This window comes from Bacillus sp. EAC, from assembly GCF_002156875.1.
In the GTDB taxonomy this organism is placed as follows: domain Bacteria; phylum Bacillota; class Bacilli; order Bacillales; family Bacillaceae_G; genus Gottfriedia.
Genome location: NZ_NCSY01000013.1, coordinates 24,766 through 48,334, shown reverse-complemented (window position 1 = coordinate 48,334; position 23,569 = coordinate 24,766). Strand labels below are relative to the sequence as shown.

Sequence of the window (23,569 nt, the reverse complement as noted above, 5' to 3'; positions counted from 1 at the left end):
TTTTTCACGTCAATCCCCCTCTATCTTCTTATGTCATGAGTAATTCAAAGAAAGTTCCCGTTAAATTAACTCATCTAACGGGAACATTCATTTTATCTTCCATTTTTCAAGATGTTAAAGATGTTTTTCGCTTGATCAGTATTATCGATTTTACCAGCAAATAATTGACTACCAGGACCATAAGCATATACATTAACATCTTCGCCTGTATGACCACCTGTTGTCCATCCAGTTACTGAGCGATTATCAAATATCGCTTCAATAGAATTATCAATTTGAACTAGATCTTTAGATTGCGCCGCAGTTTTAACAGACTGGATTTCTTCTGGTTTTAATTGTAAGCCGATATAAGATTTTAGTGTTTGCTCTACATCTGCACCTTTTGAAATTTGCTCTGCCATAAAGTCAGGTGTACGTTTTGCAGCCATAATTGGAGCACCGTACCAGTTGTAATCACCTTTTGCACCAATTGAAAAGCCACCTGTTGAGTGGTCAGCTGTAGCTACTACTAATGTATGTTTGTCCTTTTTAGCAAAAGCGATTGCCGACTTAAATGCGTTTTCGAAATCTTCCATTTCACTCATAGATGCAACAATATCATTATCATGACCAGCCCAGTCAATTTGGCTACCTTCTACCATTAAAAAGAAACCATCTTTATTTTTATTTAACTTATTAATCGCAGTATTTGTCATATCTCTTAATGAAGGCATAGTTGAATCGCGATCAATCATTTTTGGCATTCCACCTGGGGAAAACAGTCCTAATATTTTAGAGTTTTTATCATTTAACATCTCATTTTTATTTGTTACATAAGAGTAACCATCTTTTTTAAATTGTTTTGTTAAATCACGGTCTTCTCGTACAAAATTACTTAATCCGCCACCTAACATGACATCAATTTTGTGACCACCTTTAATCATTTCATCATAATAGTCATCTGCTATTGCATTCATGTTTTTACGGTTAACGTCGTGTGCACCGTAAGAAGCAGGTGTAGCATGTGTGATTTCAGAAGTTGCAACCAAACCTGTTGATTTACCTTTTTCTTTAGCAGCTTCTAGAACTGTTTTAACAGAGGATCCATCATTATCTACGCCAATCGCTGCATTGTATGTTTTTATACCAGCCGACATTGCGGTAGCCGCTGCAGCAGAATCTGTGATGTTTTGTTTTGGATCTTCAGGATAAGTCATTTGTTGGCCTACAAGATATTTATCTAATTCAGTTTGCTCAACTTCTTTAGTTGCTGGATCATCTTTTAAGTAGCGAAGAGCAGTTGTATAAGATACTCCCATACCATCACCAATGAAGAAAATGACGTTTCTGATTTCATCTTTTTTTGAAACTTCTTTCGCTTGAACTTCATTATTCGCAAATGAACCAATAAATGTACCTACTACCATAGTTGAAAGCACTGCTACAGGAATTAATTTCTTTTTTAGTGTGTTATTTAACAAATGAATATCCCCCTTAACGTTTTTAATTATTTTCTAATTACTTTTTAACTATAAAATAGAATTATTAATCTGCTATGGAGCCGCTGTAAATTGATATTAAAGAATGTATTGAATGAGTAAATTTTATATATAGAAATAAATAAAGAACCTCTCCAGTTTAAGACTAGTGAGGTTCTTTACCTTTTAAAGTTAAATTAATTATTGCTAACTTCTAATAACTCAACTTCCATTTCATCAAAAAGTGCTTTTGAAATTTGTACAAAATCATCTTCGTTCAATTTAATTTGGATCTCCGATTTCGTTCTTTAAAACCATTTTTACTGGATCTAACACTGATTATCCCTCTGTTAGTTAAGTTAATATCTAAAATCATACTTTTCTTTTTGAACATTTATCTTTTTATGATTTATAAGTATTTCATGATTATTTACCCAACTCACATTATACTTGTCTGGAGATAACCACAATATGAACTTTCCTTTTTTATGGCCTTTGGAAGTTAACTGTCCGATATAGCTATAATCTGATTTCAAAAAAACGCCACCATATAAATAAATGGTCAACTTTTGATGTCCATTCGGGGAAGGAAGCTCCTCAATGACATCTAATTTATTCGTATTTACGTGGTCCAAAATGGCGATCGAATTGGACTGCTTTGAATGAAACAAACAAAAAATTCCTAAAACGATTACGATTAAGATAAAATAAAAGGTAAAAAATAGCCTACCCGAAATTTTCATATTAGTTTAGAATCTCCCATACTTTTTTGACTCAGTCTCTATGACAGTAAATATCCTTGAATAAACATCCCATATATTCTCTTTTGTTACCTTATCGTCATATAAGCCAAAAGACCATGAATTATCGATTCCTTCTGGAGTTCGCCTATATCCTGCAGCATAACTCCATGCATCTAATTCAGGAGTATCTTCATATGACAAATCTTCTTCAGTAAAAGGTAAAAAAGCTTTTGTTGACTGTACAAAAAAGAATGGAATACTTGCTTGCTTATAAACTTTTGCATATTTACTCTCCGCTGCTTCTGACAGGTGCTCTTTCATGATCATGACCGCATCAAAAGAAGAAAGCAGCCTACTATCCTCTAATTCTTTGAATGAAATTTTATGAAACTTTATATTGTTTTCTCTGATCTCAGGGGGATTCCCTATGATTCCTATTATTAAACGATTTCCATTATATGGCGGTGCAATTGTATTTTGAGTACTGCAGGCTACTAAACAAAATAAGCAAATGAAAAAAACAAGGAATGTATTCCTCATTTTATCCCCCCTTCAGTAAGTAAAGTCCTTCACAATAAGCACAACTATATTTTACCATTATTTTACATTTATTAATTAGCTATTTTAAATAATAACCCAGTTAACTAGATTACTTTTATTCTAAATCCGCCCCTTTTAGATGAAAACTTCCAAGTCAACTTACTCATCTCAATTTACAGGTCTATTGCAGCCGATCTGTAAACAAGCTTTAATAATTGCCTAATCAAGTTACGTGGACATAAGAAAACCCATGACTGAATAAGAACACGGGCTTTTCTAACACTAATTTAGTTTGATAAATAGTTCTACTTACTAACTTACGTTTAATAACTCTCAATAATGATATGATGCGCTTCCGGTTTTGCCTGTAATCTTAGCGGTAGAGCAGTCGTACCATAACCATTACTAACAATTTGTATTACTTCTTTAGAAATATGGGTTTTCCCCATTTCATATGGTCCAAAACCGAAGATTCGTATTTGACCTCCATGGGTATGCCCACTCAAAACAAGCGAAATTTTATGTTGAGGTTCAATTAAACTCAAAACTCTTGGATCATGACTTACTAATATTTTAAATGAGCTTTCATTTACTCCGCTTAGCGCTGTTTCTAAATCTACAAGCCCCGTATTCATATCGTCTACTCCGATTAAAGAAAAGCCTTTATTATCATGAAAGATTGTTGCAGATGTATTTTTCAACACTTGTACACCATTCTTCCGAAATAAAGACATGATTGGCACCTGTAAAACCTCTTTGTCATTATTACCCCAAACAAAATAAATTGGACCTAATCTGCGTAGCTTTTCCAGATTATTATGTACTCTTTTTAATGGAACACCTTTTTCTAGTAAGTCTCCGCCTATAATAACAACATCTACTTGACCAATTACTTCATCAATAATTGAAGGATGAATCGTTCTTCTATGAATATCAGATATAAAAAATAATCGTATAGGCTTATTAAGTTTCAAATGTGAGAAAGAAAATTCATGTTTTCTCACTATATTTAAATGTGCCTGTTTGTACATATATATCAAGAGTAAACCACCTATTAAGACTAAGGCGAAAAGTATATAGATCATGTAATCCTCCTACCATTCCTTCTTTGCTAATTACGGACAATAGTCGAAACTCAATACAGAAATTACATGTAATTTCCTTTCTTTCGTTGCATATCATTTTTGCCCATTCTCTAAATTTAAGCTGATTAATACAGATTTAATATAAAATACTTTCTTTGGATCAGATATCGACATTCTATGACAAAAAAAGAGGCATTGGAGTTATTAATTACTCTAAAACCTCTTTTTAAATAGTATATTAATTGTACTTTAATTGAAGTCTCTTTTTGTGATCAGAATAACCATTTGGATTGGACTTATGCCAATTCCATGCATCACTAATTATTGAAGTGATATCTTCATGTCTAATTGTCCAACCTAATATTTTCTTCGCTTTCTCTGAAGAAGCGATTAATATACTTGGATCACCAGTTCTTCTCTTTCCTATTTTCAAAGGAATGGGATGATTTGTTATCTTTCTAACGGCATCAACAACTTCTAATACTGAATATCCCTTGTTATTTCCGAGATTAAAAATATCACTTTCTCCTCCATTGGACAGATAGTTAAGTGCTAATAGATGAGCATCGACTAAGTCTTCCACATGAATATAGTCTCTTATGCAAGTTCCATCCGGAGTTACATAATCATCTCCAAAAATTGTGATCTCTTCTCTTTGGTTTAAAGCAACTTTTAAAATTAATGGAATTAGGTGAGTCTCAGGCGTATGATCTTCTCCAATTTCGGCAGTACACCTAGCCCCAGCGACATTAAAGTATCTAAGTGAAATATACTTAATTCCATATGCTCTACTGCACCATTTCATCATTTTTTCCATCATTAACTTTGTTTCACCATAGGTGTTTGTAGGGTTAGTACTAAAATCCTCTGAAATAGGCACTAGTTCAGGTTCACCATATACCGCCGCTGATGAAGAAAATACAATATTTTTAACGTGAAACTCATTCATAACTTCTAAAATCATTTGAGTTCCAACTACATTATTACTAAAATAGTCCAAAGGCTTCTCCATTGATTCGCCTACTAAGCTGTTTGCTGCAAAATGTATTACTCCGTCAATTCTCTCGTTTTGAAATACGGTCCGCAAAAATTCTTTATCTCGAATATCACCTTTATAGAATTTTGCCTCAGAGTGAATGGCTTCTTCATGACCAGTTTGAAAATTATCTATGATTACTACTTTATAACCATTATCAATGAGTTGATATACAGCATGAGATCCTATATACCCTGCTCCACCTAGGACTAGTATACTCAAATCATCACATTCTTTCTTTTTCAATTACTAGTGCTTTTCCACGTGAAAAAACAAATAGTTTCTGGCAATAATAATTTAATATAGTGTATAAACAAGTACTTATTAAAACAGCAACATCGGTTTTATAATGTGATGGAATAAAAGTGCTCTTACTAAGTAATAAATCGATTATTTTAGTTCCCAGATTATATGCAATTAGATAACAAGATAGGATAACAAGAATAAATCGGATCATACTTTTTCTAACAGATCCTTTACTTTGAAATGTGAAATTCCGATTTAATAGAAAGCTTACACATGCCCCAACTGAATTCCCCAAAAATGTGGCCGTCCAATACGATAGACCAGCTACATGTAACAGTACATATATTACACTTAAGCCTACAATCGTATTGGCAATTCCAACTAGAATAAAACGAACAAAAGTATTTTTCATAATTAACCCTTTTTATGAATCACTTTAGCTAGTTGTTGCGTTTTGTTTAAAGAATATAAATCACATTCAATTGCATATCTAGGACGTCTTTTAACTTCTTGATAAATTTTCCCTATATACTCACCAATGATTCCAATACCCATCAATTGCAGACCACCTACAAACCAAATCGAAATCATTAATGAAGACCACCCTGATTCCGTATTGCCTAAAATCTCTTGGATAAATGCATAACCTCCAGCTATCGTACTCAATATTAAAGATAAGAATCCAAGAAATGTTACTAATCTAATTGGAGCGATACTAAACGAAGTAATTCCATCAAACGCAAATGCAATCATCTTTTTTAATGGATATTTCGATTCTCCAGCGAGTCTTTCTTTTCGATCATAATAAACTTTTGTTGAAGCGAAACCTACTAGAGGTACAAGTCCTCTAAGGAATAAGTTAGTTTCTGTATAATTAAACAATTCATCTAGTGCACGTTTACTCATCAGCCGAAAATCCGCATGATTAGGTACTAAGTTGATCCCGATTTTCTCCATAAAACGATAAAATCCAATTGCAGTTGTACGTTTAAAAAACGTATCCGTATCCCTACTATCTCTCACACCATAGACAATATCGAAACCATCCAAATATTTTTCTACAAATGTTCGAATGACATTAATATCATCCTGTAAGTCTGCATCGATGGAAATTACACAATCAGATTGCTTACTTGCTACCTCAAGACCGGCAATTAGAGCATTCTGATGTCCTACATTTTTCGCAAGTTTTAATCCTTTTACTAAATGATTTCTTTCACATTCATTTTCGATTAATTCCCAAGTTCTGTCCTTACTTCCATCGTTTACGAAAAGAATTTTACTTTCTTCAGAAATAAGATAATCTGCGATCATATCTTCTAAAACGATTGTAAGCTGTAACGCTGTTTCCCCAAATACTTCTTGTTCGTTGTAACAAGGTACAACAATTGTCAGAATAGGCTTTTTCATTATATTTCACTTCCATTTTAGCTGTTATTTTACTTCGTAAAGATAAATTCTCCATGCAGAATCTTTTTCATCAAATACTTTCTTCAGTAACAGTCCATTACTTTTTGCATTTTCTATTGGTACGGCAGAAAAAATATATTCGCCACCCATTTTCTTAAACGCTTCGATATTAAGTTTCAAATGATGAATTTTCACTTTCGAATCTTTTTTAAATTCATAGTTTTTACCTAACTCAGCCACGAAGATGTAGCATCTACCACCCCATTCATCAAAATACTTCTTAAGCAATAGACTTTTATCTAATTCAGGAGAAATAATTTTTCTAAATTGGTGTTTGTATTTAAGTGAATAAAAATTATTATATGTGTCAAGAGTATAGAACCCATTATATTGTGCAATTGCTGGATGAATTCCTATACTTGCTACACGATAACTCTTTTTTGGTTTCCCAATATATTGTGCAATTTCTTTAAATTGATCGACCGCATAAAATTGTTTAAAGGAAGGTTTAGCAGCTACTCTGTATACAATTTCATCATTTGCACCAAACATAACTATTATTTGAATAGCAAGGCATATTTTCACAAACTTTTGCCATCCTTTACCCTTAACCCATAATATATAGCTGCCAACTGCAAACATAATATAGATTATTAAAGGTCTTAAGAAATGAAATCTAGCAAAATTAAACGTATTTAGTAATTGATAATGATCCTTTAATGGCTTCCAACCTTTATAAAACCAAAAAGCATACCAAACTGATAATAAAAAATTGAAAATAAATAGATAGATATATCGTTTTTCGATATTCTCTTTTTTTTGATTACGTATCATCCAAAAAGCCATAAAAGAAAGGGGTACAATGACGAGCGTGTGTAACGTAAGTACATGCGTATGTCCCAAAAGATAATTTTTAAATACTAAACGAATCGTATGCCAAAAACTCAATTTAGAACTTTGGAATTCATTTCTACTTGTTGGCTCTGAAGGAAATACTAAGGAATATACAAGTCGATATTCAATTCCTAGGTAAATTACTGTCATTAGTACAATACTTAAAAAGAATACCCAATTCATTTTCTTTTTAACGAGTAAGTCTCTTAACCAGAGAAAACCCATAAAAACTAGAAAAAAGAAAAATCCTAATACAAAGCTAGAATAGAAAGGTATTAAGATTAAGGTCACCCATTCTTTCCATGAATATTTACCGCTTCTAATATTCAAGAATGCCCATAGAGCTAAGGGCATGCCTAAAGTACTTAGCATACCGGATGGCCAAAACGGTGTAAGCGCAAATGCAAGTGAAACCCATACTCTAATCAGATAATTTTCTTTAGAAAAAATAAAATGGTTTTTTAATAACAAATACATCCCTAAAAACGCGATTAATCTAGTAATCATTTGGGAAATTGAATAAGCAAGCATTGAAGGGAAAATATTATTCAGCCACTGAATACCACTAAACTCCGTACCATATGCATTCCTAGGTAATCCATTAATAACTTGTGGAACGACTGAATTAATACTACTAAATAATTCTCCGGAGTTTTTCAGTGTCTTATACCAAGCGATGTTCGAATCTAAATTATCATGAACTCTTATATGTGCGTTTTCTCCTAAGATAAAAAGTGGAGAAACATAGATGAGTATTAAAATTGTTGCTATAAATAAGTGCTTCTTTTCCTTACTCCAAACTGTCATAAATTTCATAATTGATACACCACACTATAATTCCTTTTTTTAATAACGGGCTCTGTTCTATTATTATGCTGTTTTTCCAAGATACTAATTAGACAGAGAATCCTCCAACTCCTGCTATAAAAATTTGCTGCGAGATGGCCGGAGGTAGAAATTTGCGAGAATACTATGCAATTCTGCCCTTCAAAACTAGGGAAATCTCATTTCAGAACCAAATAAATTTTATTTTGTAAAAATTTAAGGAAAGCTGTTTTCAAAATCATTGTTCCAATTTAATAAGGAGATTGTTTCTGCTACTAAATGCTTCTTTTTCATTCGTCTGGAGATGGGACTCCTAAGCGCAATTGTGCCTGTGGAGACTTACCTGACCACCACTGCCACAGGAGTATCACGCCTTTAATCTCCAACTAGTTTCTTTACAATCATTTTGCTTTAACAAAAGCCTATTTATTAAACACTAATGATCTAGTAATGAGCCTGAAAGATAAAAGTTTACACGCCCTGAATAGAGGTATTCGCCATAATACTTTCTATATACTTTAAAAGTGGTGCTCTAAGTTCTTTATTTCGTAATGCATATTCAATATTAGTTGTAATAAACCCACTCAAATCACCTACATCATATCTTGTGCCTTCAAATTCATATCCATAAATGTTTTGAATTTTATTTAATTGCTGCAAAGCATCCGTTAATTGTATTTCACCTTTTAAATCTGGTTTTAAATTTTCCAGAAAACCAAATATCTCAGGAGTTAATAAATATCTTCCCATTATTGCCAAATTTGAAGGGGCTTCCCCTAGCAAAGGTTTTTCAACTAAATTGAAAATTTTATATAAATTTTCCTTCTGAATTAAAGAGAGAGAATCAACTATTCCGTACCGATCTGTTTCTGATTCAGGAACTGACTTTACTCCAATGATTGATGTATCTAATTGTTCAAATTGATTCATTAGTTGTTTTATACAGGGAGTTGGTGCATCTACGATATCATCACCTAATAGGACTGCAAATGGTTCATCTCCAATAAACTTTCTCGCACACCAAACTGCATGTCCTAAACCTTTTGGTTCCTTTTGACGAATAAAATGGATATCTGCCAATTTGGATGCTTTCAGAACCTGTTCAAGTAATATGTCCTTACCATTTTCATATAGTTTTCGTTCTAACTCATATACATGATCAAAATGGTCCTCAATTGCACGTTTCCCTTTACCTGTAACTATAATAATATCTTCAATTCCTGCTTCAATAGCTTCTTCTACAATATATTGAATCGTGGGTTTGTTTACGATTGGGAGCATTTCTTTTGGTAATGCTTTTGTAGCTGGTAAAAAGCGTGTTCCGTATCCAGCAGCGGGTATAATTGCTTTTTTGACCTTTCTCATAAAATCTAGCTCCTTTTCTTGCATATTCTAAATTTATTATCCAGTGAAGATTATAGAATTGTTTTATGAAATTCTCATGAAAAAACCGACTAAAGGATTATAATTTTATGTAAATATAATTTAATAAACTTTCAATAAATCATAATTTATCGCATTATTTTGATTTGATTCTTTTTATGTAATACATTTAACTCCTACTAAATATTCTAATTTTAGGATGAAGCTTAAATTTTGTTGCTATCTCCCCCAGGAATCTCTCAAATTTCACTCCAATCATTTTTTTATCTACCGACTAACTATAAAAATACCTTTTAATGTACAAGAAGAAGCTTTTAGAAAGATTCTTCGATTAAAGGTATTTCAAGATAACATAAACCGAAGTGATGACTATGTTTATTCCAATAAAAATGTAAGTTACATGTCTAATAGAACCCGCTCATTTTAATTAGGAGTGATCGTATGTTTATTTTTGTAAATGAAAAACTGAAACAGTTCCATCTAACAAATGGAAAAGTTAGTTATATATTTTATGTGTTGAGAAATGGACATCTTGGCTCATTTTACTTCGGAAAAGCGATTCATCAATTTGAAGATGTATCTCCATTTCTTGATGGAAATCGTCCTACAACATACACCTCTCATTATTATGATGACCGATCATTCAGTCTTGATACGATTAGACAGGAATATCCAGTCTATGGTTCAACGGATTATCGTGAACCAGCCCTAAGCATCCGACAATTAAATGGTAGCCATATTTCGAATTTTATTTATAAATATTATTCAATTACAAAAGGAAAACCTATTCTAGAAGGCCTACCTGCAACTTACACAGAAAATGAAGACGATGCTGAAACAATACAGATAGTCCTTGAAGATTCATTACTTCAAGCAGAACTTGTTTTATGTTATACGATTTTCAAGGATTTACCTGTGATTACACGAAGCGCATATATTTGTAACGAAGGAACGCATCCCTTCTATTTAGAACGATTTATGAGTGCATCTATCGATTTGCCTGATAAGGATTACATTATGATTCAGCTAAGTGGTGCATGGTCGAGAGAAAGATATATAAAGGAGCGACCTTTAGAGTCTGGTATTCAGTCGATTTCAAGTATTCGAGGTGCAAGCTCCCATCAACATAACCCATTTCTAGCTTTTAAAAGGAAAGATACAACAGAAAGTCAGGGAGAGGTTTATAGTTTTAATTTTGTTTATAGCTCAAATTTCATCGCCCAAGCTGAGGTCGATCATTATGATACAACTAGAATTACGATGGGAATTCATCCTTTTCGTTTTACTTGGAAATTAGCCAAAAATGAACATTTTCAATCACCTGAAGTAGTAATGGTTTATTCTAATTCAGGATTAAATGGAATGAGTCAGACTTATCACGACTTATATCGAAACCATTTAATCAGAGGAAATTGGAAAAATGCAGACCGCCCTATTTTAATAAATAATTGGGAGGCCACTTATTTTAATTTCAATGAAGAAATGCTATTAAATATAGCAACACAAGCAAAGGAACTTGGATGTGAGTTATTTGTTTTAGATGATGGATGGTTCGGTAAAAGAAACAATTCTTATTCATCCCTCGGTGATTGGTACACGAATTTAGAGAAATTCCCTAACGGCATCAAGACTTTTTCTCAAAAAATAAATCAATTAGGTTTAAAATTTGGTCTCTGGTTTGAGCCCGAAATGGTAAGTCCAAATAGTCATTTATTTAAAGAACATCCCGATTGGATTGTTAGCACACCTAATCGACTTATTTCACTCGGCAGAAATCAACTTGTTTTAGACTTTTCTAGAAAAGAAGTAGTGGAAGAAATATATAATAGGATGGCAGCTATCATTAAAGAGACAAATTTATCGTATATAAAATGGGATATGAATCGATATATTACAGAGGCTTATTCCCCTGCATTAGAGAACGATATGCAGGATGAGTTTTATCATCGATATATTTTAGGAGTGTATGATTTATATGAAAAGCTGTTAACGGAATTTCCTCACGTTTTATTTGAATCCTGTGCTGGTGGTGGTGGCCGTTTTGATGCCGGCTTATTATTTTACGCCCCACAAGCTTGGGCAAGCGATGATACAGATCCTATTGAACGGTTAAAAATACAATATGGCACATCACTCGCTTATCCAATTTATAGCATCGGATCACATGTATCTACTTCCCCTAATCATCAAACGGGACGTATTACCCCGTTATCAACGAGAGCAAATGTCGCTTATTTTGGGACGTTTGGTTATGAACTAGATCCGTCAATTCTATCAGATGAAGAAAAGTCACAAATTACATCTCAGATCAATTTTTTCAAGCAACATCGAACCCTGATTCGGACCGGAGATTTTCACCGCTTACTTGACCCATTTAAAGGAAATGAAACAGCTTGGATGATTGTTAGCAAAGATAAAAGAGAAGCGATCTTTGGCTGGTATAAAGTATTGGCAACTCCAAACCCAAAAGCGTATAAGACGATAAAATTGGCTGGATTAAACCCTTATAGCAACTATTATCTTAGCGGGGTTAATCGAACTTTCAAAGGTGATGAACTGATGTATAACGGTATTCCACTCCCTCTTGAATTTAATGGGGCAAACAAAAAAATAGCGCGACGTATGGGGGATTTCCAATCTGAAGTCTATTATCTTGTTCGATCCGATTTTTAGACGACATATTAGCATACAACTTTTAGACATTAAAAAGGCAAGACCCTATTGGCCCTGCTTTTATTTGACTATTACCTTACCCGCCATTCCTTCATTGAAATGGTACCGACAAATCAGTTCATATGTACCGGACATTTTCGGTTCCACGGTAATGGTTTTTTCTTTTCTCGGCTGAACTTCAACATCAATACCGAGCTTTTCTACTGTGAAGGTGTGTACTTTCAAACCTTCATTTCTCAATCTCAACGTTGTCGTTTTTCCATTCGGAATAGTGATGACTTTCGGATTAAAGTAATCATCGTCCAACTCGACCTTAATCGCTTTCGCTGTCTCAGTAGGCTGCGTTAAGTCGACGGATTCGGCGAAAGCAGAGAATGGGCTAGAAGATGTCACAACCACAATCATCGCCAGTAAAACGACAAATCTAGTTAACCACTTTTTCATAGACATGCGCAATCCCTCCTTTCCTACGCACTATTGTTTTCCAATTCATAAAATATTATCACTAAATTTGTGTTTCAACGTGCTTCAAATAGTTACTCTTTTAACTGTAACCGTTACAAAGTTACACTCTTATAGCTTTGGTCTTTTATTTTCAATTCCAATTCAAAATCATACGATTTATTACATTTAACATAGTAATCATTTCCCATAAATTTTTCTGAAAGCTTCTGAACAATGCATGGAACTTTACAAACGTAGTATCCTAAATCTGAAACGAACAACTTAATCTGAAAGGAATGAAATGACAATTGAAAATGCACGAACTCGAAAGACGCCTCATTACTCAACAACACAAAGATTTATTCTTGCAAACAAAACATACACTTGATGCAATTGACGAATTAATTGAAAAACATCGCAAACTTGTTAGCATGCAGGCTACTGCCGGCGTCTCTCCTGTAGGTATAGTAGAAAAAGTGTTTCATGAAACGCTCTTACAAGTAAAAAAAGAAATTATTCACACATTAGAAATTACACTGGATGACTTGGAACACCGTGGAGACAAGAATCACAAAAAGCACTTTCCTGATGGCGTAGAGTAAGTTAACTATTTATCACTTACATTCATGCGAAAGAGTATGATCATTATTTGATCATACTTTATTTCACTCAATTTGTTGTTCAAGTAACGCGCCAGTTAGTTGAAGAACGAAATGGAAGTAAAAGCATTAAATTTTCTAACTTTTAAAAGATTTCACCAACTAATATAACAACTACTAAAAAAATGATTTGTAAGATAGTTCGCAGAAATAAAGGCGTAGTAGGCTTTCCAGCAATCGTGAGTCGTTTTCTACTAGCATTAATATTAGCTGGAAACAAAATAATAAGTAGTAATGCCAAACCAATTGAAGCGATATTAGAAGTAAATGGAATCAGTAAACATATAGCGCCTATAACCTCAAGTATCCCAGTAATCGTCACCATAAGTCCAGCGTTTGGTACCCTCGAGGGTACCATTTTAATAAGATCGGGACGTCTCTTTCCCCAGTGAGCAGAAGCCGTAAATAAAAACATCAGAGCAACAGCAACTCGCAAAGAAGATTCCCACCCGTCAAAATAATCTATACCTAATACACCGGTTATACGAAAAATAGAAAATGAAAAGATTAGGATAATAAACGGTGCCAACTAAATTTCCTCCCCTTAACAATTTATAATCTATTGATACTACTTTATAAACTATTCACCTATAGATTACATAAATACTTTTAAAGTGAAAATGTTTTCAACTAACGCGCCAGTTAGTTGAATAAGCATTTAGTTTAATTAAGTATTTTTATCAATCTTAAGATGACTTTAATATTTGGGTTTTATTTTAAATGTAGCAATTTTAGAGTAATTGTTGTTACCTTCACTCCATGTTAATGTAAACGATAACTGATTCTTTTTGTTTGAATAGACACTACCTTCATAATCATAACTTCCAAAGGTTTTAAGTGGTGAATGAGGTTTTACATTTTCATATTCTACTTCAGTTTTTGCGTAATCTGTTACAGTTAAATGAAGTACGTTTTTTTCTCCCAAATATGTAATCGACGTGTCATAAACCCATTTTTTATGGTCTAACCTTGGAATTACTTTAATATCCCAATCCTTAAGTACCCTGGTTTGTTTAACGTCCAATGTTTTAGGTTGTTCCGTTTCATTGCTGGCATTCATTGTTGAACATGCGGAAATAAATATACAAAATGATAGAATTAATGTTAGAAAGTATCGTTTTTTCATAAACCCTCCTTAGTTGTAATTAATCTAATTTTCTTTATTCAAGAAACACCAATACAATTCCTTTCTTATTCAACCAAACTACCAGTTAGCACAAAAAAAGAGTCACCATTGGCAACTCTTTATCTTCAACTATCGCGCCAGTTAGTTGAATTAGATTAATTTATTAATGAAATCCATTTCAAATTTCAAATCACTCTTTTTCGTTTTTTCATATCCTTCTACATTTGTAGCAATCGGAAAGCGTTTCTTATTTTCTAAGTAAAATTTTAGTTCTAAAAATGTACTTAATGGAAATTCATTTTCATGCCACATTTCCTTATATCCAACAATTCCATACTCTACAAGAATAAGTTCGACTTCTCTTAGAAATTCTTTTAGAAAAACATCATAAGGACATACTTCGTTTAATACTACTTCCCAATCTCCTTCATCATCGACAAAATGAGTAAGAACGATGAGTAAATTCTCGTTATCTAAGTATTTAAAGTTCCATTTTAAAATATCAGGTTCTGCATCCCAACTATAATTTGAGCCATCTTCTTTATAATCGCCTCTAGTATCAAATAAAGGATGGATATCTTTTATTGCATTTAAAACACCACCTAATGCATCTGTGAGATATCCTGGACTAAAACTAAAACTTTGTGAATTAATTTCTATATTAAAAATTGCCCAACCAGTACTTATTAACTTATATTCAAACTTCATTTTTCAAACATCCTTTTAGACTATTTTGCTATTAATTATATCACTCTTAATGAACTATACTGCCAGTTAGCACAATAAAAAATAGACTGCCGTAGCAGCCTATCCTTATTCAACTAATGCGCCAGTTAGTTGCATAAGAAGAGAAAAAAACTTATTATCTCCTTTGATTTTTTTCCTTAAAAATAAAATTTATAAAGTTCTTAAACTTTGAGGTAAAATTCTTATTAACGTTAAAATATGTACCGTATCGTCCAGAAATTGTTTTTTCAATTTTTTTTGGCAATGTATTCATAACTTTCAAAATAGGTGTTCCTCTAATACAGCATCCAGTATAAAAGTATCTCCCACATTTACACTTAAAATAGTGCTCAATGGTATATAAATCTTCAATATCTAAGTGTTTATATAGATCATTCAGAGGACAACTACCCGCAACAAAAGTAAATTCATTTGTTTCAACAAGTTTTTTCATAAGATCATAACTTTTAAAGTAATCTTTCTTGTGAAAATCCTTATAAATATGGTCACAAATTATACATTTTTCCTTTAACATATTTTCAAACTACCTCAACTCATTTATTTAATATAAGATAATTCTATCATTTTTTTTAAAACTAAACTGCCAGTTAGTGCAATAAAAAAATCGACTAAACAGTCGATCAGGTTGTTCAACTAACGCGCTCGTTAGTTGAATAAGGAAACTTAACATTCTTTAGAAATTAATCCACTAAAAACACTGTAAAAGGCTTTACTTTTCCTTCTACTACTACTCTCGTTACCTCTTTTTTCCAAAAAGGAAAGATTGTATCAGTAATATTCTCAATAACTCGATTTTAGATATTTAAACTGACCTTAGAAATTTTCTAAAGTTATAAATTGCTAAACATAGCCATCTTTATCAAGCCAGTCTAAATCACGAATCCAATCATTATAACCATCAAAACCTTTTGAATGGATAGGGAACCTAAATACCTCAGACATTGTTAACCTTGATAGAGTTCTCAAATTAAAATAAAAAATATTATCTTTTTTTAAATTAAAATTTAATCGACTGAAATAGATAAGTCGTTTGTAAATCCAACATCAAAAATTGTATTTCGACTAGCTTGACCACGAGAAAATATGTTACTTACAGAGTCAGGCGTCACAAATATTCCAAATTGATTATTAGTGAAAATATTTTTTCCAAAATTAGATCTTGTTGTTGTTGCTAAATATGTCCCAGCATTATTATTTGAAGCTCCGTTTTCTACAACAACCACTCGATCTTCTATTTGGTATAATAAAATTCCAGTGGAAACAAAACCTTGACCTGTATAGAAATTCTTTCTTATTAAATTGGATTGAATCCAAGCACGAGCACCACGAGAAATTTGTATTCCATTTTGGACAATGACATTAGTTGGCCCAACACCTGTAACAACCGTGTTAAAAATAGTACTCTCACTTTTATTTTGACCATTTACTCGAATTCCTGTTAATTGATAGTTAGAAACGGTATTACTAATTATTTTTGCAGCCCCACCATCTACATTAATTCCTGTCCCTTGATGAAGATCTGATAAGGGATTATCTCTAATTTCGGAAATCACAGTGTTTGTTATTATTGCAGAAGCATCTTTCGTTACAAGTATTCCGTTTTTTAAATTTCCAGGGGTAGTGGATGGTCCTGAGATGTTGAAGTTTGCAAACCTAGTACACTTTGCATTTATTGTGAGAATAGAAAGATTACCTGTCAAGCCTCCTGGTGGGGGTTTAATAATTGCTCTTGTTTGTCTCGAAGAAACAATAATGAGGTTGTCCTTACCAGCGGGAATTGTAATCTGTTCTAGATAAGTTCCTGCGGATACCGATATTGTATCCCCGTTATTTGCAGCGTCTATAGCTGCCTGTATTGTCGAGAAATCGAACGTCGGAGGTCCAGCTGGGCCAACAGTTATAGTATTATCAGTAGGATCTGGACAATCTAAATCACTAGGAAAACCTGGCTCATGTGGCCCAGGGGATTTATGCTTTGGTAATCTTGGAACAGGAACAGGTGGACAGCACCTCTGTAGAGGCTTCTTTTTCAAAATTAAATCACCCTTTTTTATTTAATAAATTAAAATATTATATGTTAGACCCAAAAAAGAGCTTGGACTACTCATCAAACTCAGTATGAAAATGTCGTATACTATTATTTTTCTATTAATTAAATCCAAATCAAGTCATCAAATAAAATCGCTAATAAAGTATTCCTTTTTCTTATTTGAAGGTTACTGCCAAATAGTGAAATAGGAGCTGACCTTCAGCTCCTAAGTTTTGATCAACTAACGCATGCGTTAGTTGCATAAGATGTATTTATGTCAGTCTTATATTTTTAAAGAGTAGACAAAGAATCTTGAATGGTTAAAAATAAATATTAATAATCAATATCGATAATATTAAATTCAGATTACTACCTACCGTCAAATAGTTAAAAATAAAAAAGCACCTATAGGTGCTTTTGAGAGTCATAAATTTAATTAGATTGTTGAATTAATTGTTCTCGATTTACTTTTAGACTACGTCTAATAGAGAAGATCACTATTGCAAAAGGAATCAATAACAAAATTATTACACCAATACCATCAAAGTATTCGATTGATAATATAGAGTGATGTTTCATTTCGTTCCATACACGTATTATTACTTCCAATAGTGGCTTTATATTGAATTGATAAAAATACCAAATTCCCCATATACTACCAGCTATATAAAACCAAGCATACATACGACTTATTACCAATTTTTCATTGTCTTCTATGTTTTCCCATTCATTTTTTTCAGTGTTGTTCAAATTAAATATAAGTCCTTTGAGATACAACTTCGTATTATCAATTAAATTGTTACACTTAAATAAAGTTGCGAATACATAGTACATATCTGTTTTCATGAAAAACATAAATTGAAAAGCTAACCGCATCAGAAGTATGAAATTGATTAACTTGTATACAGAAATTAGAAAACTAGGTATTGAGGGAAAAGAAGTATCTAGTAGAAACTGTAACCAAATTCCCATACTCATGATAATTCCATCACAAACCATACCTGCAAAATATGCTCTATAACGTTTTGCTGGTTCAACAAGGACAATATTAGACATATCTGTTTCTGCTACTGCAAAAACTAGTCGATGACTTAGACCAAACCTACTACCTATCCCTAATGAACGAGCAGCAATTAAATGAGCAGTCTCATGAAATAATGTAAGAAGCCAACCGGAAATAACCAATGTAAGAATAATTATTGTTGTTGATTTTGTGAAAAATATATCTGAATAAACAGGAAAGTACTTCTTATTAAATCCCATAATTACCATACTAGAAAGGATTAAAAGTGTGTAAAAAAAGTAGAGACTCTTACGAAAGAAGAACTTTGAAATTGGTTCTGAAAGCCACCTAAAGTGGTCTTTTCTATTTAAACTAGGATTTACAATCGTATCATCCACAGTAAAAACAAACTTATATTCATAAACTAGATCTTGAGCAAAATCTAAGACATCAACGTCTTGACCTAACTGTTCTCTTGTTATTACTTCTACCTCTGCAATTGATTTCCCAAGACAAAACATATCAATAATGTCCACAGCAATATTAGGCATGATTAGAAAATCACCTAAATCATACCTACCAATTAAAGTTTCATCTTCATTAACAGTTCTTCTACCAAGTGAATGCATAGTTAAACGACTTGATTTATTTAACTCCATATATTTAGCCTCACTAACAAAGTAAATATTCTTCTGCCTGTGCCAGAACCTTAAAAATGGGCTGATCATGTGAACCTATACCACAAGTTGGACATTTTTCATGGTTTTGTTCCCATTCCTCAATTGTTGAAGTTGAATAAGTCACAAAATCAACAGCTAGTATACGTCCCGCAGAGAGTTTTTCGCCTACACCAGTTACCATTCTTTGAAATTCAGTTGCCATTATACCTGTCACCATCATTAGATTAGGAGCAGTAACACTTGATGGATTTTGGAATTTAAGTAATAAATACTTTTCCAAAATTGAAACAAAGTCAATTGCTTGTTCTGCTCGATTTAACATCATACAATCAATACAGCCAGTTTTCCCAGGTATAACAGAGTATACAAATCCTTTATCTAGATTTACTCCGCCATAAATTGCAGGAATATTATGCTGAACGCACACAGAATTAACCCAACCTTGCAAAATGAATTTCGGATAGTCAGCTGCAAGCAATACACAATCACTACCAGTAACATAAGCTTCTACATCACTTTTTGATAGAATTCGTTTTGATATTGCTTCAATTCTTGTACTAGAATGAAATTTTGCGATATACTCTTTTGCCACGTCTACCTTATATCTTCCAATATCCGATTCATTAAATATAAGTTGACGGTTAAGATTGCTCAATTCTATTGTATCATCATCAATAATTTGGATTTGTTTTACACCTAAAGCTGATAAGTAAAGTAACAAACTACATCCAAATGCACCTACACCTATAATTGTAACTTTAGCGTCATTTAGTTTTTCTTGTATCATGCGAGGACTTAAATCTAAATTAGAAAACAAAGAAAAGTAATTGAGGTTCACCTTGTAACGCTCTAACTCTCTCTCTGTAAGTTTTGTTGATTCTTCTTGTTCGTAATCGTACAACATTCCTATATTATTAAATTCATTAATAGCATCAATAATTTCATTAAACTGAATGTGAGGATATTGGATTAATATTTCCTTATAAATATTCTCCAATGTCCTAGTTCCATCCATTAGGCTTATAAGAAACCGAATAGATCCATCTTCGTCTTCCATTTCTACAGCAATATCCAATGTTTCTCCAACGCGTAAAATCCCTTTTTCTACTTCATAAACAGGATGTATATGCTTAAAACAAGGTTTCATTAAGTAGTTCCCCCAGTCATAAAGAAAAAGAGCAGATTATCTGCCCTTTACTCTATAAAAAATTAATTACTAATTAAACATTAACTTGGTCCATAGTTGTACGAACTTTTTCAACTTTTTTAACTTGAATTTTCACAAATAATACCTCCTTTACCAAAATATGGTAGTACATATTATTATTGCTTTAATCTATAATAATTGTCAATATATTATTTATATTATGAATATTTAGTTAATTTATAATTTCAAAATAATATATAGCTAAATTAACTCATGCGTTAGTTCAATAAGTTTCAAATTTTTTCACAGCAGTTTTTATGAAAAAAACCTTCTGGATATGTATAGTCTTCTTCAGGTTCAACATCAGGGTAGCGTGTAAAAGTATAATCAAACTCCTCTTTTTCGATTAAGTAGTCAATAACTTCTAAAATACGTCCTCTACTAACAAGATCAATCAATACCATATCACTTGCACGAAAATATGACCCATTCATACATTCACCTGTTTTAATATTTTTCTCCCTCAAGGTCTGGATATTTTTATATGTAAAAAAAGTTGCAATCCATCTAGAACGGTAAGAGTATGTTACGGTAACATCCGTGTTAACATCTTCAAAATTCCATTCATCTTGATGCCATTGTTCCACCTCAATCCAAATAGTTATTCTAAGATTTTTTTTCAATAACCCCACTCCTTTAGTAAGTTACAACATTCCTTGTTCAATAATCTACCAGTTACTGCATTAAAAAAGAACAGCCAATGGCTGCTCTTAATCTTCAACTAACGCTCTCGTTAGTTGAACAAAGAAACTATTAATAACTTCTATGTTAAAGGATTAAAAATTACAGGAATACCCAATTCATTTTGAACTTTTTTTGCTAATAATGCTCCTGTTTCATTATGTTTAATTTTGTTATCCTCTGGAAGTGAAGGTGACTAAAATAAATCTACCGAATTTTGATATTCAAGTACCCATGATGTTAATTCAATGTCTAACTCTTCAGATAATGGAAGGTCATCGACATCAAAATTCCAATTACACTTAGCACACCAAATAGGATCAGCAAAATCTGCTTCTACTTAATATACTTCATGACTACATTTATTTAAAAAAAACATTAAAAGCACCTTTTTTTCTTTTTTTATACTTTTCCACCTTGATTTTGGTGGTTCACAATTAGCTGTTTTCTATAATAAACCCATTGGTTAGGCTCAACCTTTAAACTAATTTTCCCATTAATTGAAACAAGAGTTACCAAAGTTAACTCTTGTTCGGATATTCAACTAACACGCTCATAAGTTGAATAAATAACGTATTCCAGATGCAATAATAAACGCTAAAACAGTAGTAATTACGAATTCAATAACAATCATTTTCTTTTCTGTTTTTTTATAATTGAGGTCCAAAAAATATCTTAATACGAAAAAAGCAGTAAAACATCCTAGTATCTCAAAAAAACTCATTTCAACCTCCCGATTTTTGTTCTTTGTTGCCGAACTAACGCGCTCGTTAGTACAATAAGGATAAAAATCTATTTCAAAAACTTACGTATTTATTTGTTTTCTAGAAGAGACTTTAATTAAAAATAAAAAGATTATAAAAACTGGAATTTGCACATACAGTCCGAGGATAAAACTGCTTGCTACACATGCACCAAGTCCTAAGAACCCTACCTTTCTTACTCCCCTTTTATTGCTATAGATTAATAATAACACTCCTAAAATTATTCCTGCTAATAGCGTTCCAATAATTTCATATAAACTAGTAGAGTAACTTACCCCAATTGAACCATTCATTTCTTTCCCTCATGCCTATACCATTTAATGATTTATTTCTAGATTTATATATTAATTCCTTGTTCATCTATCCAACTAATTTGTTCATAAAAAAAAGCAGCCATTGGCTACTCTTAAACTTCAACTAACGCGCCAGTTAGTTCAATAAGGAAATTCAAAAATCCTAAATCTTTCATTTTCCTATATACCTAATTTTAATACCATTTACGCTTTCATCCTTTTTATAAGTTTCAGAGTTTTCATCATAATTTACTCTCAATCCTCTTTCATTAAGCCAATCAATTTTGAATTTATTATCTGAAACGAATGTATTTCCGGAATCATTTGGAAGTTTATCATCTTTATTTAAAATTGATAACTGATATGATTCCGCAGTTGTAGCTCCACAATTTCTAATAAAAATGTAAGCATCTTTTTCAAGACTTGGTGAGGGGACTTTTTGAATAATTTCATTACCACACATATCGCCGAATTCCAAAAATAGATTCAATACATATTTTCCACCTACAAATAAAGAAAACAGTATAACTATTGCGATAAAAATATTTCTTATTTTCCTTATCTTACTTGCCATTTAATTTCCTCCAAATAATTAATCAACCTAATGTTATCACAACCTCTTGTTTTTAACTTTACTGCCATTTACATAAATAAAAAAAGAGCCGCATTAGCGACTCTAGTTTTTGAACTAACACGCCAGTTAGTTACATAAGAAAAAGAAATCATGTAGAATGTTTAGTTTCGATTAAAATCTTTAGAACCAAATCACTCAGCACATTTTAATTCCTTTTTTTCATACTTTTTCTAAATATAGTAATTAATAATGTCAGTATACATCCTACTAAAAAAATTACTATTACAATTTCGAATTTATTTCTTTGAAAATTATCTTCATAATTTACGTTATTTGTTGGTTTCTTTCCCTCACCTAATATTGTTAAATCTTCGTGAGATAAGCTTAATTCTTTTGTTCGATCGCAAATAGTAGTTGTTAGCGATTTGTAGTTTTCACCATACATTGTAGAATTTCTGGCGTAAACAATATATATTTCTCCTTTATTGAAGTTAAATCCACAGTCTCCGCCACTCAATCCTGTTTGAATAATTACTTGTGAACTAGTAATGCCTTTCCACGTTTTAGAAACTTCAAAAAGAACTTTTTTATAGTTAGGATTTGAAAATTTAGTAGTTTTAATATCAATTACTTTACCACTAAATACAGCCTTCGATTGAGAGAATTCCTTCTGTACGGTTTGCTCTTTTACGCATGAACAAGCAAAAGTTGCTCGTGGTTTTAAGAATAATGTTGAAGCGCTAGTCAATAAAATTAATACTAATAAAATCCCGAGTTTTTTCATTTAATCAACTCCTATTTATAAACTCTCGTACTCTAAATGTTAAAATTCCTTTTAAATAGTATCTAATTTCCATAATATGTTAATAACTATATTCCATTAAAAGCTATTAAACCCTTTAACTTATTATTTTAATTGCCAGTTAATGAAATAAAAAATAGACTACCTAAGTAGTCCCTCGTAGTATAAATAATGCGCTCGTTAGTTGAATAAGTAAAAATATTTAATGTGGTGGTTTTCGTATAAATTGATGTAATATAAACAATCCATATCATATAGAATTATACAA

24 protein-coding genes are annotated in these 23,569 nt (G+C 32.1%); 2 read left to right on the top strand and 22 right to left on the bottom strand.

What is annotated here, in order from left to right; translation table 11 throughout:
• Nucleotides 1-92: 92 nt before the first annotated feature.
• From B7R65_RS18370 to galU, 9 genes are all read right to left on the bottom strand, one after another.
• Nucleotides 93-1,460, bottom strand: coding sequence for an alkaline phosphatase (locus B7R65_RS18370; protein ID WP_373419597.1), 1,368 nt, complete (start codon nucleotides 1,458-1,460; stop codon nucleotides 93-95).
• Between the two features lie 356 nt (nucleotides 1,461-1,816).
• Complete coding sequence (locus B7R65_RS18365; protein ID WP_088044295.1) at nucleotides 1,817-2,200, bottom strand: DUF5412 family protein; 384 nt, start codon at nucleotides 2,198-2,200, stop codon at nucleotides 1,817-1,819.
• A 6-nt stretch (nucleotides 2,201-2,206) separates the two neighbouring features.
• The gene (locus tag B7R65_RS18360; RefSeq protein ID WP_088044294.1) at nucleotides 2,207-2,740 is read right to left on the bottom strand and encodes a hypothetical protein; all 534 of its coding nucleotides are present in this window, start codon (nucleotides 2,738-2,740) and stop codon (nucleotides 2,207-2,209) included.
• Between the two features lie 323 nt (nucleotides 2,741-3,063).
• The gene (locus B7R65_RS18355) at nucleotides 3,064-3,825 is read right to left on the bottom strand and encodes a metallophosphoesterase (protein ID WP_088044293.1); all 762 of its coding nucleotides are present in this window, start codon (nucleotides 3,823-3,825) and stop codon (nucleotides 3,064-3,066) included.
• A gap of 238 nt (nucleotides 3,826-4,063) precedes the next feature.
• The gene (galE, locus tag B7R65_RS18350) at nucleotides 4,064-5,083 is read right to left on the bottom strand and encodes a UDP-glucose 4-epimerase GalE (protein ID WP_088044326.1); all 1,020 of its coding nucleotides are present in this window, start codon (nucleotides 5,081-5,083) and stop codon (nucleotides 4,064-4,066) included.
• A gap of 4 nt (nucleotides 5,084-5,087) precedes the next feature.
• Nucleotides 5,088-5,519 (bottom strand): GtrA family protein, encoded by a 432-nt coding sequence (locus tag B7R65_RS18345; RefSeq protein ID WP_088044292.1) that lies wholly within the window; start codon nucleotides 5,517-5,519, stop codon nucleotides 5,088-5,090.
• A gap of 2 nt (nucleotides 5,520-5,521) precedes the next feature.
• A complete protein-coding gene (locus B7R65_RS18340) occupies nucleotides 5,522-6,517 on the bottom strand; it encodes a glycosyltransferase family 2 protein (RefSeq protein WP_088044291.1) in 996 nt (331 codons plus the stop codon).
• Nucleotides 6,518-6,541: 24 nt separating this feature from the next.
• The gene (locus B7R65_RS18335) at nucleotides 6,542-8,227 is read right to left on the bottom strand and encodes a DUF6044 family protein (RefSeq protein WP_373419596.1); all 1,686 of its coding nucleotides are present in this window, start codon (nucleotides 8,225-8,227) and stop codon (nucleotides 6,542-6,544) included.
• Between the two features lie 480 nt (nucleotides 8,228-8,707).
• Complete coding sequence (galU, locus tag B7R65_RS18330; protein WP_088044290.1) at nucleotides 8,708-9,601, bottom strand: UTP--glucose-1-phosphate uridylyltransferase GalU; 894 nt, start codon at nucleotides 9,599-9,601, stop codon at nucleotides 8,708-8,710.
• A 459-nt stretch (nucleotides 9,602-10,060) separates the two neighbouring features.
• Between galU and B7R65_RS18325 the strand changes: the two genes are divergently transcribed.
• Nucleotides 10,061-12,292, top strand: a complete 2,232-nt coding sequence (locus B7R65_RS18325; protein WP_088044289.1) for an alpha-galactosidase — start codon at nucleotides 10,061-10,063, stop codon at nucleotides 12,290-12,292.
• A 60-nt stretch (nucleotides 12,293-12,352) separates the two neighbouring features.
• On the opposite strand, the gene B7R65_RS18320 is transcribed toward B7R65_RS18325, so the two are convergent.
• On the bottom strand, nucleotides 12,353-12,742 hold the full coding sequence (locus B7R65_RS18320) for a cupredoxin domain-containing protein (protein ID WP_088044288.1): 390 nt from the start codon (nucleotides 12,740-12,742) through the stop codon (nucleotides 12,353-12,355).
• A gap of 308 nt (nucleotides 12,743-13,050) precedes the next feature.
• Here B7R65_RS18320 and B7R65_RS18315 point away from each other — a divergent pair, with 308 nt between their 5' ends.
• On the top strand, nucleotides 13,051-13,338 hold the full coding sequence (locus B7R65_RS18315) for a hypothetical protein (protein WP_088044324.1): 288 nt from the start codon (nucleotides 13,051-13,053) through the stop codon (nucleotides 13,336-13,338).
• Between the two features lie 142 nt (nucleotides 13,339-13,480).
• Here the strand turns inward: B7R65_RS18315 and B7R65_RS18310 are convergent, their stop codons facing one another.
• The 12 genes from B7R65_RS18310 to B7R65_RS18260 form a co-directional block, all read right to left on the bottom strand.
• Nucleotides 13,481-13,924: a DoxX family protein gene (locus B7R65_RS18310; RefSeq protein ID WP_088044287.1), complete on the bottom strand. Its 444-nt coding sequence runs from the start codon at nucleotides 13,922-13,924 to the stop codon at nucleotides 13,481-13,483.
• Nucleotides 13,925-14,092: 168 nt separating this feature from the next.
• Complete coding sequence (locus tag B7R65_RS18305; RefSeq protein WP_088044286.1) at nucleotides 14,093-14,521, bottom strand: hypothetical protein; 429 nt, start codon at nucleotides 14,519-14,521, stop codon at nucleotides 14,093-14,095.
• Between the two features lie 150 nt (nucleotides 14,522-14,671).
• Entirely contained in the window at nucleotides 14,672-15,229 is a 558-nt protein-coding gene (locus B7R65_RS18300) for a hypothetical protein (RefSeq protein WP_088044285.1), read from the bottom strand.
• Nucleotides 15,230-15,383: 154 nt separating this feature from the next.
• Nucleotides 15,384-15,782, bottom strand: a complete 399-nt coding sequence (locus tag B7R65_RS21560; RefSeq protein WP_088044284.1) for a hypothetical protein — start codon at nucleotides 15,780-15,782, stop codon at nucleotides 15,384-15,386.
• Nucleotides 15,783-16,272: 490 nt separating this feature from the next.
• Nucleotides 16,273-17,301, bottom strand: a complete 1,029-nt coding sequence (locus tag B7R65_RS18290) for a right-handed parallel beta-helix repeat-containing protein (RefSeq protein WP_088044283.1) — start codon at nucleotides 17,299-17,301, stop codon at nucleotides 16,273-16,275.
• A 428-nt stretch (nucleotides 17,302-17,729) separates the two neighbouring features.
• The gene (locus B7R65_RS18285; RefSeq protein WP_088044282.1) at nucleotides 17,730-18,959 is read right to left on the bottom strand and encodes a hypothetical protein; all 1,230 of its coding nucleotides are present in this window, start codon (nucleotides 18,957-18,959) and stop codon (nucleotides 17,730-17,732) included.
• 13 nt (nucleotides 18,960-18,972) lie between these two features.
• The gene (locus tag B7R65_RS18280; RefSeq protein ID WP_088044281.1) at nucleotides 18,973-20,127 is read right to left on the bottom strand and encodes a HesA/MoeB/ThiF family protein; all 1,155 of its coding nucleotides are present in this window, start codon (nucleotides 20,125-20,127) and stop codon (nucleotides 18,973-18,975) included.
• Between the two features lie 293 nt (nucleotides 20,128-20,420).
• Nucleotides 20,421-20,810: a hypothetical protein gene (locus tag B7R65_RS18275; protein WP_088044280.1), complete on the bottom strand. Its 390-nt coding sequence runs from the start codon at nucleotides 20,808-20,810 to the stop codon at nucleotides 20,421-20,423.
• Between the two features lie 611 nt (nucleotides 20,811-21,421).
• A complete protein-coding gene (locus B7R65_RS21425) occupies nucleotides 21,422-21,592 on the bottom strand; it encodes a hypothetical protein (protein ID WP_179194923.1) in 171 nt (56 codons plus the stop codon).
• Nucleotides 21,593-21,673: 81 nt separating this feature from the next.
• Nucleotides 21,674-21,925, bottom strand: a complete 252-nt coding sequence (locus B7R65_RS18270) for a hypothetical protein (RefSeq protein WP_088044279.1) — start codon at nucleotides 21,923-21,925, stop codon at nucleotides 21,674-21,676.
• 172 nt (nucleotides 21,926-22,097) lie between these two features.
• The gene (locus tag B7R65_RS18265) at nucleotides 22,098-22,499 is read right to left on the bottom strand and encodes a hypothetical protein (protein ID WP_088044278.1); all 402 of its coding nucleotides are present in this window, start codon (nucleotides 22,497-22,499) and stop codon (nucleotides 22,098-22,100) included.
• Nucleotides 22,500-22,704: 205 nt separating this feature from the next.
• Entirely contained in the window at nucleotides 22,705-23,283 is a 579-nt protein-coding gene (locus B7R65_RS18260) for a hypothetical protein (RefSeq protein ID WP_088044277.1), read from the bottom strand.
• Between the last annotated feature and the right edge of the window lie 286 nt (nucleotides 23,284-23,569).

Bases quoted from the DNA above. Each gene is read 5' to 3' on its own strand.
- B7R65_RS18345 (WP_088044292.1), bottom strand. From the start codon at position 5,519: ATGAAAAATACTTTTGTTCGTTTTATTCTAGTTGGAATTGCCAATACG.
- B7R65_RS18300 (WP_088044285.1), bottom strand. From the start codon at position 15,229: ATGAAGTTTGAATATAAGTTAATAAGTACTGGTTGGGCAATTTTTAAT.
- B7R65_RS18285 (WP_088044282.1), bottom strand. From the start codon at position 18,959: ATGGAGTTAAATAAATCAAGTCGTTTAACTATGCATTCACTTGGTAGA.
- B7R65_RS18305 (WP_088044286.1), bottom strand. From the start codon at position 14,521: ATGAAAAAACGATACTTTCTAACATTAATTCTATCATTTTGTATATTT.
- B7R65_RS21425 (WP_179194923.1), bottom strand. From the start codon at position 21,592: ATGAGTTTTTTTGAGATACTAGGATGTTTTACTGCTTTTTTCGTATTA.
- B7R65_RS18280 (WP_088044281.1), bottom strand. From the start codon at position 20,127: ATGAAACCTTGTTTTAAGCATATACATCCTGTTTATGAAGTAGAAAAA.
- B7R65_RS18360 (WP_088044294.1), bottom strand. From the start codon at position 2,740: ATGAGGAATACATTCCTTGTTTTTTTCATTTGCTTATTTTGTTTAGTA.
- B7R65_RS18335 (WP_373419596.1), bottom strand. From the start codon at position 8,227: ATGAAATTTATGACAGTTTGGAGTAAGGAAAAGAAGCACTTATTTATA.
- B7R65_RS18365 (WP_088044295.1), bottom strand. From the start codon at position 2,200: ATGAAAATTTCGGGTAGGCTATTTTTTACCTTTTATTTTATCTTAATC.
- B7R65_RS18270 (WP_088044279.1), bottom strand. From the start codon at position 21,925: ATGAATGGTTCAATTGGGGTAAGTTACTCTACTAGTTTATATGAAATT.
- B7R65_RS21560 (WP_088044284.1), bottom strand. From the start codon at position 15,782: ATGTTAAAGGAAAAATGTATAATTTGTGACCATATTTATAAGGATTTT.
- B7R65_RS18355 (WP_088044293.1), bottom strand. From the start codon at position 3,825: ATGATCTATATACTTTTCGCCTTAGTCTTAATAGGTGGTTTACTCTTG.
- B7R65_RS18340 (WP_088044291.1), bottom strand. From the start codon at position 6,517: ATGAAAAAGCCTATTCTGACAATTGTTGTACCTTGTTACAACGAACAA.
- B7R65_RS18265 (WP_088044278.1), bottom strand. From the start codon at position 22,499: ATGGCAAGTAAGATAAGGAAAATAAGAAATATTTTTATCGCAATAGTT.
- B7R65_RS18260 (WP_088044277.1), bottom strand. From the start codon at position 23,283: ATGAAAAAACTCGGGATTTTATTAGTATTAATTTTATTGACTAGCGCT.
- galU (WP_088044290.1), bottom strand. From the start codon at position 9,601: ATGAGAAAGGTCAAAAAAGCAATTATACCCGCTGCTGGATACGGAACA.
- B7R65_RS18325 (WP_088044289.1), top strand. From the start codon at position 10,061: ATGTTTATTTTTGTAAATGAAAAACTGAAACAGTTCCATCTAACAAAT.
- B7R65_RS18320 (WP_088044288.1), bottom strand. From the start codon at position 12,742: ATGTCTATGAAAAAGTGGTTAACTAGATTTGTCGTTTTACTGGCGATG.
- B7R65_RS18315 (WP_088044324.1), top strand. From the start codon at position 13,051: ATGCACGAACTCGAAAGACGCCTCATTACTCAACAACACAAAGATTTA.